Source organism: Streptomyces sp. NPDC040610 (assembly GCF_055594065.1).
On the sequence record NZ_JBVIXA010000001.1, the window covers coordinates 1309938 to 1324619 of the forward strand.

General features: G+C 72.0%; 10 protein-coding genes. 8 read left to right on the forward strand and 2 right to left on the reverse strand.

All coding sequences use genetic code 11. From position 1 onward, the window contains the following. Positions 1-254: 254 nt before the first annotated feature. The 5 genes from ACZ6AA_RS05820 (at position 255) to serA (ending at position 9024) form a co-directional block, all read left to right on the forward strand. Positions 255-3383, forward strand: a complete 3129-nt coding sequence (locus ACZ6AA_RS05820) for a putative bifunctional diguanylate cyclase/phosphodiesterase (protein WP_468452108.1) — start codon at positions 255-257, stop codon at positions 3381-3383. Between the two features lie 253 nt (positions 3384-3636). Then, positions 3637-5496 (forward strand): acetolactate synthase large subunit, encoded by a 1860-nt coding sequence (locus ACZ6AA_RS05825; protein WP_468452106.1) that lies wholly within the window; start codon positions 3637-3639, stop codon positions 5494-5496. Between the two features lie 42 nt (positions 5497-5538). Further along, positions 5539-6063, forward strand: coding sequence for an acetolactate synthase small subunit (gene ilvN / locus ACZ6AA_RS05830; RefSeq protein WP_030358981.1), 525 nt, complete (start codon positions 5539-5541; stop codon positions 6061-6063). A gap of 130 nt (positions 6064-6193) precedes the next feature. Further along, on the forward strand, positions 6194-7192 hold the full coding sequence (gene ilvC, locus ACZ6AA_RS05835) for a ketol-acid reductoisomerase (RefSeq protein ID WP_468452104.1): 999 nt from the start codon (positions 6194-6196) through the stop codon (positions 7190-7192). 227 nt (positions 7193-7419) lie between these two features. Next, the gene (gene serA, locus ACZ6AA_RS05840) at positions 7420-9024 is read left to right on the forward strand and encodes a phosphoglycerate dehydrogenase (protein ID WP_468452102.1); all 1605 of its coding nucleotides are present in this window, start codon (positions 7420-7422) and stop codon (positions 9022-9024) included. A gap of 127 nt (positions 9025-9151) precedes the next feature. Here serA and ACZ6AA_RS05845 read toward each other — a convergent pair whose 3' ends face one another. Continuing rightward, positions 9152-10714: an MFS transporter gene (locus tag ACZ6AA_RS05845; RefSeq protein WP_468452100.1), complete on the reverse strand. Its 1563-nt coding sequence runs from the start codon at positions 10712-10714 to the stop codon at positions 9152-9154. Between the two features lie 109 nt (positions 10715-10823). Here ACZ6AA_RS05845 and ACZ6AA_RS05850 point away from each other — a divergent pair, with 109 nt between their 5' ends. The 3 genes from ACZ6AA_RS05850 (at position 10824) to ACZ6AA_RS05860 (ending at position 13325) form a co-directional block, all read left to right on the forward strand. Continuing rightward, on the forward strand, positions 10824-11435 hold the full coding sequence (locus ACZ6AA_RS05850; RefSeq protein ID WP_468452098.1) for a TetR/AcrR family transcriptional regulator: 612 nt from the start codon (positions 10824-10826) through the stop codon (positions 11433-11435). 89 nt (positions 11436-11524) lie between these two features. Beyond that, positions 11525-12526 (forward strand): GlxA family transcriptional regulator, encoded by a 1002-nt coding sequence (locus tag ACZ6AA_RS05855; RefSeq protein ID WP_468481947.1) that lies wholly within the window; start codon positions 11525-11527, stop codon positions 12524-12526. A 151-nt stretch (positions 12527-12677) separates the two neighbouring features. Further along, the gene (locus tag ACZ6AA_RS05860) at positions 12678-13325 is read left to right on the forward strand and encodes an isochorismatase family protein (protein WP_471456431.1); all 648 of its coding nucleotides are present in this window, start codon (positions 12678-12680) and stop codon (positions 13323-13325) included. On the opposite strand, the gene ACZ6AA_RS05865 is transcribed toward ACZ6AA_RS05860, so the two are convergent. Beyond that, positions 13306-14634 carry a PucR family transcriptional regulator gene (locus ACZ6AA_RS05865; RefSeq protein ID WP_471456433.1) on the reverse strand — a complete coding sequence of 443 codons (1329 nt, stop codon included), beginning with the start codon at positions 14632-14634 and terminating at the stop codon, positions 13306-13308. The genes ACZ6AA_RS05860 and ACZ6AA_RS05865 overlap by 20 nt on opposite strands. Positions 14635-14682: the final 48 nt, after the last annotated feature.

Genomic DNA, 14682 nt, shown 5'->3' on the forward strand with positions numbered 1-14682 from the left:
GGGGGGCGACGGGCGATGTACGGCCTATGGGCGAACGATCCGACGCGGCGGGACCACCGCCGACGACTCTCGCGCACACCGATCCGCAGACGCCGGGACGCCACGCGGCGTCACCACCCGCTGCCGCGCCGCACCGCGCGCCGGATCAGCGACTTCCGCACCGTGAGCCCGCCCTGTCGCGGCCCCGCACCGGGCCCGGTCCATGGCCGTGGCACCCCTGGACGGGGCGCCACCGCGAGGAGCGGGGCGGGCCGGTGAGCGGGCAGTCGGCTTCCGCGACCGTCCTGGAGGGCAGGATCGGGCCGCCCGCGCCGCCGCCCGGAGCGCCGCTCGCCCGGCGTCCGGCCCCCGGCTCCGGACTGCTCTCGCAGGTCGTCCTGCTGCTGGTCTGCGGGGGATACGCGACCGGGTCCGCGCTCGGCTGGGGATCGAACCGCCTGGCGCTCATCATGGGGGACTTCGGGCTCAGCACCGCCGCCGCCATCGCGGCCGTCTCCTGCTTCCGGTACTCCCGCACCCGCCGCAGCCGCTTTCGACCCGCCTGGCTGCTGTTCGCGCTCTCCTCGGCGATGGCGGCCTGTGGCAACGGCGTCTGGGGATGGTACGAGGTCGTTCTCGAGCGCCCCGTGCCCAGCCCGGGCTACGCGGACCTGTTCTTCCTGTGCTTCGCGCCGCCCGCCATCATCGGCCTGCTCGTGCTCGCCAAGCGGCCGGTCACGAAGGCCGGTTGGGTGTGCCTCGCGCTCGACGCCTGGCTCATCGGCGGCTCCCTGCTCACGCTGTCCTGGAGCCTCGCCCTCGCGCACAACGCGCAGTTCGAGGGCCCCAGCGTCGCGCACGCCGCGCTGTCGCTCGCGTATCCGCTCCTGGACATCGCACTCGTCAGCATGGTCCTCGCGCTGCACTTCAGACGGTCGTCGGCGAACCGCACCGCTGTGAACACCGCCATCGGCGCCCTCGCGCTCACGGTGATGTGCGACGCGCTGTTCACCTCGCCGATGCTGCACAACAGCTACCGCTCGGGCCAGCTCCTCGACGCGGGCTGGTTCGCCGGTTCGCTCCTGCTCGCCTACGCACCGTGGGCGGCGTCCGGGCTCACCCGCGGCGACTTCGGGTCCGCCCGCGCCGACGAAAGCCCGGTGCGCGCGGCGTACCGGGGGTACGGCAGGACCCGCTGCCCCGACGGCCGCGCCCCGCGCGCGCACGACGAGCGCCCTGACCGCGACGACCGTCCCGGCGAGCGCCCCGACGGCCGCGTGCGCTACGCCACCACCCGCCCCATCGCCGGATCGCTCGCCGCCCTCACGCCCTACCTGGCCGCGGCCGTCTGCACCCTGGGGATCCTCTACAACGTCCTGAACGGCCGCAGCGTCGACGAGGTCGTGCTGTTCACCGCGGGCACGGTCGTCCTCGCGCTCGTCGTGCGCCAGGGCATCATGCTGCTCGACAACATCACGCTCACCCAGGAACTGGCCCAGAAGGAGAACCACTTCAGGTCCCTGGTCCAGGGGTCGAGCGACGTCATCATGATCGCCGCGCCGAGTGGCATCCTGCGCTACGTCAGCCCGGCCGCCGCCGGGGTCTACGGCCGCGAGGCCGACGACCTCGTGGGCTCCGAACTGGCCACGCTGATCCACCCCGAGGACCTCGGCCGTGTCGTCCACGAAGTGCGCCGCTTCCTCGCCGCCAACCCGGTGGAGGAACCCACCACCCGCATCGAATGCCGCTTCAAGTCCGGCTGCGGCGACTGGCTCAACGTCGAGTCCACCGTCAACCGCCACCACGGCGGCCTCATCTTCAACAGCCGCGACGTCACCGAACGCGTGCGCCTGCAGGCGCAGTTGCAGCACAACGCCGAGCACGATCCACTCACCGACCTGCCCAACCGGGCACTCTTCACCCGCCGGGTCGCCGCCGCGCTCGGCGGTCGCAGAGTCACCGACCGGGGCACCGCAGTCCTCTTCATCGACCTCGACGGATTCAAGGCCGTGAACGACACCATCGGGCACCAGGCGGGCGACGCGCTGCTCGTGCAGGCCGCCCAGCGGCTCCAGGAGGCCGTCCGCGCCTCGGACACCGCGTCCCGGCTCGGCGGGGACGAGTTCGCCGCCCTCATCGTCGGCGACGGCACCCGCGACCACGCCGCCCGCGAGCGGCACATCTTCGAACTGGCCGACCGCCTGAGACTGCGCCTCTCCCAGCCCTACGACATCGACGGCAACGACGTCCGGGTCGCCGCGTCCATCGGCGTGGCCTTCGCCGAACCGGGCGTCGGCGCGGGCGAGTTGCTGCGCAACGCCGACCTCGCGATGTACCGGGCGAAGGCGGCGGGCAAGGGCCGCGTCGAGCTGTACGCACCCCAGATGCAGGCCGACGTGGCCCGCAAGGCCGAGCTGGCCACACGGCTGCGCAGCGCCCTGCACGACGGCGAGTTCGTGCTCCTGCACCAGCCCGTGGTGTCCCTGGAGACCGGCCAGGTCACCTCCGTGGCGGCCCAGGCGCGCTGGCGCTCGGCCCAGGGCATCCTCTTCACGCCCGCCGAGTTCCTGCGCACCGCCGACGGCGGCGACCGCGCCGCCGAGCTGGGCCGCTGGCTCCTGGAGGAAGCCGTCGAGCAGGCCGCCGAGCGCGGCAGGACGGGCCACGCGGTGCCCGTCTGCGTGCGGGTCGGCGCCCGCCGCCTGGTCGACCGCTCCATGCCGCTCGGCTCCATCGAGGCGCTGCTCACCCGGCACGGCCTGCCCTCCGGCGGACTCGTCATCGAGCTGGCCGACAGCGACCCGCGGGTGTCCGTCGACGACCTGGAGCGCCGTCTGGCGTCCCTGCGCCGCCTCGGCGTCCGTATCGCCCTCGACGGGTTCGGCAGCGGCAGCGCGGCGATCACCGCACTGCGGCGGCTCCCCGTCGACGTACTCAAACTGGACCGCGGTCTGGTCGAGGGCGTCGTGGAGTCCGCGCGGCTCCACAAGATCACCTCGGGTCTCCTGCGGATCGCGGGCGACCTCGGTCTGTGCTCCGTCGCCGAGGGCGTCGACCTGCCCGAACAGGTCATCGCCCTGCGCGCGATGGGCTGCACGCACGGGTACGGCATGGCGTTCTCGGGCCCCCTCGACGAGTACCGGCTGCGCCGGGCGCTCGCGGTGGGGGAGTATCCCGTGCCGCACGGCGCCGTGGAGCCGGTGTGCGTGGGCGGCCCGGCCGCCGAGGCCGTGGTCTACGGGGAGGGCGCGCCCGCCTTCAAGGCCGCCTCCGCGGCGTACGGCGACTCGCCTACGCCCTTCGGCGGCCCCACCACACCCTTCGGCGCGGCGGGGGCGGCTCTCGCGGCCGGATCTCCCTCCTATGGGCGCTCACATAATGAGACGCCCGTCCCACCTACTTGACAGGTGTGGCGCGCCAGGGGGAGGGTCAGAGCCATGCGCACCCGAATTCTCGTACTTGGAAAGCGCGTCGGCTGAAGCTGGGACGCACCGGTCCGGACACCGGAGACACCCAGCGACCGCACCCGGCGCGCTCCCCTCGCTTGCCTCACGGCACGAGGGGTTTTTTGTTGCACTGGCACCTGCCAAACCCTGGCAAAAACCCCGCGCCACCCCCGCAGAATCCTCAGCAAAGACCCTCAGCTTCGAGAAGAGAATGCCGATGACCGAGCAGGCCACCGGGGCCCACCATCCGCAGCCCCGGCCCCGATCCTCAGGACCGCAGTCCGTCGCCGTCGAGCACGTCACGGGCGCGCAGTCGCTGATCCGTTCTCTCGAGGAAGTCGGGGCCGACACGGTATTCGGCATTCCCGGAGGTGCCATCCTCCCCGCGTACGACCCGATGATGGACTCCACCCGGGTGCGTCACATCCTGGTCCGCCACGAGCAGGGCGCGGGCCACGCGGCCACCGGGTACGCGCAGGCCACCGGCAAGGTCGGCGTCTGCATGGCGACGTCGGGCCCCGGCGCCACCAACCTGGTCACGCCCATCGCGGACGCCCACATGGACTCCGTCCCGCTGGTCGCGATCACCGGCCAGGTGGCGTCCAAGGCGATCGGCACGGACGCCTTCCAGGAGGCGGACATCGTCGGCATCACGATGCCGATCACCAAGCACAACTTCCTGGTCACCAAGGCCGAGGACATCCCGCGCACCATCGCGGAGGCCTTCCACATCGCCTCCACGGGCCGCCCGGGCCCCGTCCTCGTCGACATTGCCAAGGACGCCCTGCAGGCGCGCACCACGTTCTCCTGGCCGCCCCAGCAGGAGCTGCCCGGCTACCGCCCGGTGACCAAGCCGCACGCCAAGCAGATCCGCGAGGCCGCGAAGCTCATCACCGCCGCCAAGCGCCCCGTCCTCTACGTCGGCGGCGGCGTCATCAAGGCCGGTGCCACCGCCGAGCTGAGGGTCCTCGCCGAACTCACCGGAGCGCCCGTCACCACCACCCTGATGGCGCTCGGCGCGTTCCCCGACAGCCACCCGCTGCACGTGGGAATGCCGGGCATGCACGGTGCGGTCACCGCCGTCACCGCGCTGCAGAAGGCCGACCTGATCGTCGCCCTCGGAGCCCGCTTCGACGACCGCGTCACCGGCAAGCTGGACAGCTTCGCGCCGTACGCGAAGGTCGTGCACGCCGACATCGACCCCGCCGAGATCGGCAAGAACCGCACCGCCGACGTCCCGATCGTCGGTGACGCCCGTGAGGTCATCGCCGACCTGGTGCAGGCCATCCAGGCCGAGCACACGGCAGGACACACCGGCGACTACGCCGCGTGGTGGGCCGACCTCAACCGCTGGCGCGAGACGTACCCGCTCGGCTACGACCACCCGGACAACGGCCAGCTCTCGCCCCAGCAGGTCATCGAGCGCATCGGCCAGCTGGCCCCGGAGGGGACGATCTTCGCCGCGGGCGTCGGCCAGCACCAGATGTGGGCCGCGCACTTCATCCAGTACGAGCAGCCCGCGACCTGGCTCAACTCCGGCGGCGCCGGGACCATGGGCTACGCCGTCCCGGCCGCGATGGGCGCGAAGGCCGGACAGCCCGAGCGCACGGTCTGGGCGATCGACGGCGACGGCTGCTTCCAGATGACCAATCAGGAACTGACCACCTGCGCCCTGAACAACATCCCGGTCAAGGTCGCCATCATCAACAACGGCGCGCTCGGCATGGTCCGCCAGTGGCAGACGCTGTTCTACAACCAGCGCTACTCCAACACCGTGCTGCACAGCGGCCCGGACGCGGACGGCAAGCAGCCGAGCGCGGGCACCCGGGTCCCGGACTTCGTCAAGCTGTCCGAGGCGATGGGCTGCCACGCGATCCGCTGCGAGGACCCGGCCGACCTCGACAAGGTCATCGAAGAGGCCAACTCCATCAACGACCGCCCCGTCGTGATCGACTTCATCGTCCACGAGGACGCCCAGGTGTGGCCGATGGTCGCCGCCGGGACCTCCAACGACGAGGTCATGGCCGCGCGGGGCGTGCGCCCCGACTTCGGCGACAACGAAGACGACTGAGAGCAGCAGGAACCAGGAAGAGGAATCACCGCCATGACCCCCATGTCGAAGCACACGCTCTCGGTCCTCGTCGAGAACACCCCCGGCATCCTGGCCAGGATCGCCGCCCTCTTCTCCCGCCGCGGCTTCAACATCGACTCCCTCGCCGTCGGCGTCACCGAGCACCCCGACATCTCCCGCATCACCATCGTCGTGAATGTCGAGGAACTCCCGCTCGAACAGGTCACCAAGCAGCTCAACAAGCTGGTCAACGTCCTGAAGATCGTCGAACTCGAGCCGGGTGCGGCCGTGCAGCGCGAGCTGGTGCTCGCCAAGGTGCGCGCCGACAACGAGACCCGCTCCCAGATCGTCGAGATCGTCCAGCTGTTCCGCGCCAAGACCGTGGACGTCTCCCCGGAGGCCGTCACCATCGAGGCCACGGGCAGCAGCGACAAGCTGGAGGCCATGCTCAAGATGCTGGAACCCTTCGGCATCAAGGAGCTGGTGCAGTCCGGCACCATCGCGATCGGCCGCGGCTCGCGCTCCATCACCGACCGCAGCCTGCGCGCGCTCGACCGCTCCGCGTAGCGCCCGCCCCCGCGCGCGGGTCACCCTCCCGCGCGCGGGGCGCGGGTCCCGGATAGCGAGACCCGACAACTTCCCTCACCCAGCCCGCCGTACGGTGGGACGCAACACCAGCACACATAGGAGATATCCAGTGGCCGAGCTGTTCTACGACGCCGACGCCGACCTGTCCATCATCCAGGGCCGCAAGGTCGCGGTCATCGGTTACGGCAGCCAGGGTCACGCCCACGCCCTCTCGCTGCGCGACTCCGGTGTGGACGTGCGGGTCGGCCTGCACGAGGGCTCCAAGTCCAAGGCGAAGGCCGAGGAGCAGGGCCTGCGCGTGGTCACGCCCGCCGAGGCCTCCAAGGAGGCCGACGTCATCATGGTCCTGGTGCCGGACCCCATCCAGGCCCAGGTCTACGAGGAGTCCATCAAGGACAACCTCAAGGAGGGCGACGCGCTCTTCTTCGGCCACGGCCTGAACATCCGCTTCGGCTTCATCAAGCCCCCGGCGGGCGTCGACGTCGCCATGGTCGCCCCCAAGGGCCCGGGCCACCTGGTGCGCCGCCAGTACGAGGAGGGCCGCGGCGTCCCGTGCATCGCGGCGGTCGAGCAGGACGCCACCGGCAAGGGCTTCGACCTGGCCCTGTCGTACGCCAAGGGCATCGGCGGCACCCGCGCGGGCGTCATCAAGACGACCTTCACCGAGGAGACCGAGACCGACCTCTTCGGCGAGCAGGCCGTCCTCTGCGGTGGCACGGCCGCGCTGGTCAAGGCCGGCTTCGAGACCCTCGTCGAGGCGGGCTACCAGCCGGAGATCGCCTACTTCGAGTGCCTGCACGAGCTGAAGCTCATCGTCGACCTGATGTACGAGGGCGGCCTGGAGAAGATGCGCTGGTCGGTCTCCGAGACCGCCGAGTGGGGCGACTACGTCACCGGCCCCCGCATCATCACCGACGCCACCAAGGCCGAGATGAAGAAGGTCCTCGCAGAGATCCAGGACGGCACGTTCGCCCAGCAGTGGATGGACGAGTACCACGGCGGCCTGAAGAAGTACAACGAGTACAAGACGCAGGACTCCGAGCACCTCCTGGAGACCACCGGCAAGGAGCTGCGCAAGCTCATGAGCTGGGTCGACGAGGACAAGTAGGACGGGCTTCGGGGCCGGGGCGGTGTGCCCCGGCCCCGACGTTGTCCGTGGCGTCCAGCCACGTCCGGGTGATCCTTCCAGTGAGGCGCATAAGGCCCCCGGACGCGCCACTACACTGCAAACCACATTCGCGTCAGGCCCACAGCGTCGTGCGTCTTCGCGGCTAGCCACCTCCACCGCCTGCGGCCGTCGGGACGGCCGTCCGCATTGGACTAGTGAGGACTCACGTGAGCACTGCTGCCAACGGCAAACCGGTCGTACTCATCGCTGAAGAGCTGTCGCCCGCCACCGTCGACGCCCTGGGCCCGGACTTCGAGATCCGGCACTGCAACGGCGCGGACCGCGCCGAGCTGCTGCCCGCCATCGCCGACGTCGACGCCGTCCTGGTCCGCTCCGCGACCAAGATCGACGCCGAGGCCATCGCCGCCGCCCCCAAGCTGAAGGTCGTCGCCCGCGCGGGCGTCGGCCTGGACAACGTCGACGTCTCCGCCGCCACCAAGGCCGGCGTGATGGTCGTCAACGCCCCGACGTCCAACATCGTCACCGCCGCCGAGCTGGCCTGCGGTCTGCTCGTCGCCACCGCGCGCAATATCCCGCAGGCCAACACCGCCCTGAAGAACGGCGAGTGGAAGCGCTCCAAGTACACGGGCGTGGAGCTGGCCGAGAAGACGCTCGGCGTCGTCGGCCTCGGCCGCATCGGCGCGCTCGTCGCGCAGCGCATGAGCGCCTTCGGCATGAAGGTCGTCGCCTACGACCCGTACGTGCAGCCCGCGCGCGCCGCCCAGATGGGCGTGAAGGTCCTCTCCCTCGACGAGCTCCTCGAAGTCTCCGACTTCATCACCGTGCACCTGCCGAAGACCCCCGAGACCCTCGGCCTCATCGGCGACGACGCGCTGCACAAGGTCAAGCCGTCCGTGCGCATCGTCAACGCCGCGCGCGGCGGCATCGTCGACGAGGAAGCGCTGTACTCCGCCCTCAAGGAGGGCCGCGTCGCGGGCGCCGGTCTCGACGTGTACGCCAAGGAGCCCTGCACCGACTCCCCGCTCTTCGAGCTCGACCAGGTCGTCTGCACCCCGCACCTCGGCGCCTCCACCGACGAGGCCCAGGAGAAGGCGGGCATCTCCGTCGCCAAGTCCGTGCGGCTCGCCCTCGCGGGCGAGTTGGTGCCCGACGCCGTGAACGTCCAGGGCGGTGTCATCGCCGAGGACGTACGCCCCGGGCTTCCCCTCGCCGAGAAGCTCGGCCGGATCTTCACCGCGCTCGCGGGCGAGGTGGCCGCGCGGCTCGACGTCGAGGTGTACGGCGAGATCACCCAGCACGACGTGAAGGTGCTCGAACTCTCCGCCCTCAAGGGCGTGTTCGAGGACGTCGTCGACGAGACCGTGTCGTACGTCAACGCGCCTCTCTTCGCCCAGGAGCGCGGTGTCGAGGTGCGGCTCACCACCTCCTCCGAGTCGCCCGACCACCGCAACGTCGTCACCGTGCGGGGCACGCTCGGCGACGGTGAGGAGATCGCCGTGTCCGGCACGCTCGCCGGGCCCAAGAACCACCAGAAGATCGTGGCCGTCGGCGACTACGACGTCGATCTCGCGCTCGCCGACCACATGGTCGTCCTTCGCTACGCCGACCGGCCCGGTGTCGTCGGCACCGTCGGGCGCGTCCTCGGTGAGGCCGGGATCAACATCGCCGGGATGCAGGTTGCCCGGGCCGATGTCGGGGGGGAGGCGCTTGCCGTTCTCACCGTCGACGACACGGTGCCGCAGCCGGTGCTCGCGGAGCTGGCGGAGGAGATCGGGGCGACTTCGGCGCGGTCCGTGAACCTGGCGGACTAGGGCCCTGCGGGGCTTTCCCCAGTCCCGCCCCTTCCCGAAACCGGGGGTTGCGCCCCCGGGCCCCCGCTATCGGCGCTCCGCGCCTCGTCCTCAATCGCCGGACGGGCTAGATCATGTGCTGCTGTATTTAAGCCCCTCCGGCGTTTGAGGAGCGGGGGTCTGGGGGCAGCGCCAGCACCCCCACCCCCGCCGCACCCAGCAGGATCCCCGCCCCCACCAGCGCCGCTACATGCATGCCGCTGGTGAACGCGGACCGCGCCGCCGCCGTCAGCACCTCCGCCGCCGGCGACGGCACGTGCGCGGCGACCGCGACCGCGCCCCCGAGCGTCTCCCGGGCCTCGTCCGGCGCCCCCGCGGGCATCTCCCCGCGATACACCCCCGTGCCGATCGACCCGAGCACGGCCATCCCGAGCGCCCCGCCGAACTCCTGCCCGGTCTCCAGGAGCGATGCCGCCGCCCCGGCCTTCTCCGGGGGCGCCGCCCCGAGCGCCAGGTCGGTCAGCTGTGAGCCGACGACGACCGCGCCGCAGGCGAGCACGCCCGCCCCGGCGAGCACCGTCCACAGGGCGTCGGTGTCGGCGAGGAACAGCAGCCCGTACCCGCACGCGGCGACCGCGAAGCCGCCCGCGACCACATGCGCCCGGTCGGTGCCGCGCCGCACCAGCGCCGTCGCGACCGGCGCCGCGCAGCCGATGAGGACCGACGGGAGCAGCGCCCACAGGGCCGCCTCCAGCGCGCTCTTGCCGAGCACGGACTGCAGGTACTGCGTCGTGTAGTACGCCGAACCCATCATCGCGAACGAGGAGATGAGGTTCAGGGCGACGGCCGGGCCGAAGCCGCGCGCCCCGCGGAACAGGGCGGGGGAGATCAGCGGCGACGCGGCCGTGCGCTGGCGGCGTACGAAGAGGACGGCGAAGACGAGGCCCACGGCGATCGACACGACGTACTCCGTGTGCGGGCCCTCGGACGGGATCTCCTTGAGGCCGTAGACGACGGGGAGCACCGCCGCCAGGGACAAGGGCACGCTCAGGAGGTCGAAGCGGCCCGGGTGCGGGTCCCTCGACTCCGGGATGAGGACCGGCGCGAGGGCCAGGAGCAGCGCCATCGCGGGCAGGTTCACCAGGAACACCGAGCCCCACCAGAAGAACTCGACGAGCACCCCGCTGAGCACCGAGCCGAGCGCCACCCCGGCGACCAGCACTCCGGACCAGATGCCGATCGCCCGCGCGCGCTGCCCGGGGTCGCGGAACAGCGTCCGCACCAGCGCGAGCGTGGACGGCATCAGCGTGGCGCCGCCGATGCCGAGGACGGCGCGGGCGGCGATGAGGAGTTCGGCGCTGTCGGCGTACGCGGCCGTGAGGGAGGCCGCGCCGAACGCGGCGGCGCCGCACAGCAGGAGCTTGCGGCGGCCCACGCGGTCGCCCAACGAGCCCATGGTCATGAGCAGTCCGGCGAGCACGAAGGCGTACACGTCGAAGATCCACAGCTGTTGGGTGCCGGTCGGCTCCAGATCGGCGTTGATCGCGGGGACCGCGAAGTACAGGACCGAGACGTCCATCGAGACGAGCAGCAGCGGCAGCATCAGGACGGCCAGGGCCGTCCACTCCTTGCGGCCCGCGCGGTCCGGGACGGAGGTGGAGGTCGACGCGGGCGTCCGAGGGGGCCCCTGCGGGGGTGGGTTCGTAGGCATGACGGGGACTGTACGGTCGTATAAAACAACTGTCTAGTACGAGTGTGTAGGACGGATGTATTGGACGGGCGTGTGGGACGATCGTCTGGATCGTGGGTAGAGTTGGTGTATGGGACACCGTGAGGATCTGCTGGAAGGCGCCAAGCGCTGCCTGCTGGAGAAGGGGTTCGTGCGCACCACGGCGCGCGACGTCGTCAAGGAGTCGGGGACGAATCTCGCCTCGATCGGCTACCACTACGGCTCGAAGGACGCGCTTCTCGCGCAGGCCTACATCGCGCTCATCGAGTCCATCGGCGACGCCTTCGACCCGGTGGGCGACGCGAGCGCGGCGCCGGGCGGCTCGCTGGAGCGGTTCCGGGAGGTGTGGGGCAACGTCATCCGTACGTTCCCCGAGGCGCGCGGGGTGTGGTTGCTCAGCCTGGAGTTCGTCACCCATGGCGACCGGCTGCCCGGCGTGCGCGAACTCGTCGCCAAGGCGCAGCGGGAGGGGCGGGCGGGGCTCGCCGCGCTGCTGCTGAATGTGGACGAGGACACGCTGGGCGACGACGTCCTCGACGCGGAGGGGCGGCTCTACACGACGCTGCTCAACGGGCTGATGGTGCAGTGGCTCTTCGACCCGGACTCGGCGACGGACGCGGCGCAGTTGACGGAGGGGCTGCGGCGCGTGATGGAGCGGGCGGGGGCGCCCGGGGTGTCCGGGGTGCCTGGAGTGGACGGCTGATACGGGTTTCCGGCGCGGGCCTCTCGTGTGTCCGGATGTGACAGAAGCCCGTCATTGTGGATGTGCGGGGCGCGGGCGACGATAAGGGCATGCCCCGTTCCCGACGCATCGTCATCGCGGTCTTCCCGGACGTCGACCTTCTCGACGTGACCGGTCCGGCCGAGGTGTTCGCGCTGGCCAACCGGGAGACCGGCGGCCGCGCGGGCTACGACGTGCAGTTGGCGGGGCCGACCGGCGGCGCCGTCACCACGTCGGCGGGGGTGCGGCTGCTGGCCGACCTCTCCTTCGCCGAGGTCGGCGAGGGCGGCGGGCTCGGCGGTGTCATCGACACGCTGCTCGTTCCCGGCGCCGTCGACATGCTCCCCGAAGGTCCGGTCGCCCGGATCGACCAGGACGTCGTGGCGTGGGTGAAGGAGACCGCGCCCGGCGCCCGGCGGGTGGCGTCGGTGTGTGTCGGCGCGCATGTCCTGGCCGCGGCGGGGCTGCTCGACGGGAAGCGGGTGACCACCCACTGGTCGACCGCCGCCCAACTCGCCGCCGAACACCCGGAGGTGACGGTCGACGCCGACCCGATCTTCGTGCGGTCGGGGCGGGTGTGGACCGGGGCGGGGATCAGTGCCTGCATGGATCTGGCGCTCGCCCTGGTCGCCGAGGACCTGGGCGAGAAGGTCGCCCTCACGGTGGCCCGGCAACTGGTGATGTACCTCAAGCGCCAGGGCGGGCAGAGCCAGTTCTCCGTACCGCTGAGCCGGCCGCCCGCGTCCCGGCGGGACATCGAGGAGCTGCGGATGTACATCGCGGAGCACCTCGACGCCGATCTGTCGGCGGCGGCGCTCGCCGGGCGGATGTCCCTCAGCGAACGGCACTTCGCGCGGGTCTTCCGCCAGGAGACCGGCACCGGACCCGCCGCCTACGTCGAGGCCGTCCGCGTGGAGGCCGCCCGCCGAATCCTCGAAAGCACCGACGAGCCGCTGGAGCAGGTCGCCGCCGCCAGCGGGTTCGGCTCCGTGGAGACCCTGCACCGGGCGCTGCGCAAACAGCTCGACACCACCCCCGCGGCCTATCGCCGCCGCTTTCGCACCACGACCTGATCCGCCGGATCCGGCACCACGCACCACCGACCGACACCCGGGCCGCCGGGCACACACGCGAGCCGTGCCGCTTCGCCGTGCCCGGGCGCCCGCCGCGTGCCCCCTTGGACCCGTACGCCCATCGCGTACCCCTGAGAAAGGAACCCCTGCCATGACCGCTGCCACGAAGCCCTCCGCGACCCTCCGCCAGGTGATCGGCCTGGAGGCCGAGCTGCCCCGGCTCGGCGACACCACCCTCGTCCTGATCGACTACCAGAACACGTACACCACCGGCGTGATGGAGCTGGAGGGTGCGAGCGAGGCGCTCGCCGCCGGGGCCAGGCTCCTCGGCGCCGCCCGCGCCGCCGGAATCCCCGTGATCCACATCGTGAACGACGGGGGCGAGGGCACGCCCTACGACATCCGCGCGGAGATCGGCGCGATCTGCGACGAGGTCGCCCCCGTCGACGGGGAGCCCGTCGTGGTCAAGCAGTTCCCCAACTCCTTCCACGAGACCCGGCTCCAGGAAGTCCTCGGCGAACTGGGCGTCGAGGCGGGCGCGGAGCTTGTGCTCGCCGGGTTCATGACGCACATGTGCGTCACCTTCACCGCCCAGGGCGCCTTCAACCTCGGCTACCGGCCCACCGTCGTCGCCGAGGCCACCGCCACCCGCACCCTCGCCGACACCGACGGCACCGCCCTGCCCGCGGCGGCCCTGCACACCGCCGCACTGGCCACGATCGGCGACCTGTTCGGCCGGATCGCGCCCACGGTGGACGACCTGGTCGGCCAGCCGTCCGCTACAGGCGTGACGCCTTGAGGATCATGTGCAGCAGGAGCCGGTCCTCGCCCTCGTCCAGGTCCAGCTTCGTGAGCTGCTCCACGCGCGAGAGCCGGTAGTACAGGGTCTGGCGGTGGATGCCCAGCTCGGCCGCCGCACGCCCCGCCTGGCCCGCGCGGTCGAGGAACACCTCGGCCGTGCGGGCCAGTTCGCGATGGGTGGGGGAGAGCAGTTCACGGGCCACCGCGTCCCGCGCCGCCTCCGGGGGCAGCGCCGTGAGCAGCCGGTACGGCCCGATGTCCGACCAGCGCGCGAGCGGCGCGAACCGCGGTTCGGCGAGCGCCGCCCGCGCCGACGCCGTCGCCTCGCCCCAGGCCGCCGCCAGGTCGTCGAGCCCCCGCCGCGCCCCGGCCACCCCGGCCGCCGCGCCCTGCCCCGCCGACTCCGCGAGCCGCGCGGCCGCCGTGAGCGCGGGCGTCAGGGCGTCCGCCGACCGGAGGCGCACCAGGACCGCGAGCGCCTGGCCGAGGACGCCGGGCGCGGTGGTCCACGGCACCGTGCACAGCGCCGCCGCGCCCGGCACCGTCCGCAGCGCGGGCGCGTCGTCCGGGTCGGCGAGCGGGTCGAGGGCCGGTGCGGTGGCCGCCGGTCCGTTGCCCGAGTGGCGCCGGGAGCCGGGGGAGTGCCAGGGCGCCACGCACACCAGGGCGTGCGGCCCGGCCGCGCGCGGCCCGAGCGCGGTGTGCAGCGCCGCCACCGTCATGTCCCGCTGCCAGCCGCGCTCCGCCGTCAGGGCCGCCCGGAACTCCCGGGTGAGGTCGGCGCCCGCCTGGGTCTCCTCCGCGAGCAGCGCCCCGATCCGCGCGGCCACCTCCATGGCGGCGGTGAGCTGCGTGTCCGTGGGGCCCGGCTCGTCGTCGAGCAGCCAGACGTAGCCCAGGGCGAACCCCCGATGGCGTACCGGGAGGCAGACGCGGCCGCGGTGCACGCCCGCTTCCGGGGTGGGCGGGATCCGGACCGGGCGGGTGGCGCGGGTGATGCCGAAGCTCTCGAACCAGGTGCGGACCTGGGCGGTGGAGCGGCGGGTGAGGATCGAGCGGGTCCTGACCGGGTCGAGGTCGGGGGCGTCGAGGCCGTCGCCGCCGTCGTGGGCGCCGAAGGCGATCAGCTCGAAGTCGCGGTTCTCCAGCGTGGCCGGCGCGCCGAGCAGGGTCGAGATCTCGTCGACCAGTTCCTGGTAGTCGCCTTTCACCCGCTGCCGCCCTTCGCTCGCGCCCGTGCCGTACGAGGCCCGTCCCGAGCCCGTCCGGAATCCATTGTCACGCAGTTCCGCCCGCCCCTCATACATATGTCTGAGATCCAGCCCACGGATGCGTGACAGGTGTCGATGGCCCAC

What these genes read in the sequence shown, in the direction of transcription:
- ACZ6AA_RS05825 (WP_468452106.1), top strand. Translation starts at nt 3,637, where the DNA reads ATGCCGATGACCGAGCAGGCCACCGGGGCCCACCATCCGCAGCCCCGG.
- ilvN (WP_030358981.1), top strand. Translation starts at nt 5,539, where the DNA reads ATGTCGAAGCACACGCTCTCGGTCCTCGTCGAGAACACCCCCGGCATC.
- ACZ6AA_RS05845 (WP_468452100.1), bottom strand. Translation starts at nt 10,714, where the DNA reads ATGCCTACGAACCCACCCCCGCAGGGGCCCCCTCGGACGCCCGCGTCG.
- ACZ6AA_RS05850 (WP_468452098.1), top strand. Translation starts at nt 10,824, where the DNA reads ATGGGACACCGTGAGGATCTGCTGGAAGGCGCCAAGCGCTGCCTGCTG.
- ACZ6AA_RS05855 (WP_468481947.1), top strand. Translation starts at nt 11,525, where the DNA reads ATGCCCCGTTCCCGACGCATCGTCATCGCGGTCTTCCCGGACGTCGAC.
- ACZ6AA_RS05860 (WP_471456431.1), top strand. Translation starts at nt 12,678, where the DNA reads ATGACCGCTGCCACGAAGCCCTCCGCGACCCTCCGCCAGGTGATCGGC.
- ACZ6AA_RS05865 (WP_471456433.1), bottom strand. Translation starts at nt 14,634, where the DNA reads ATGTATGAGGGGCGGGCGGAACTGCGTGACAATGGATTCCGGACGGGC.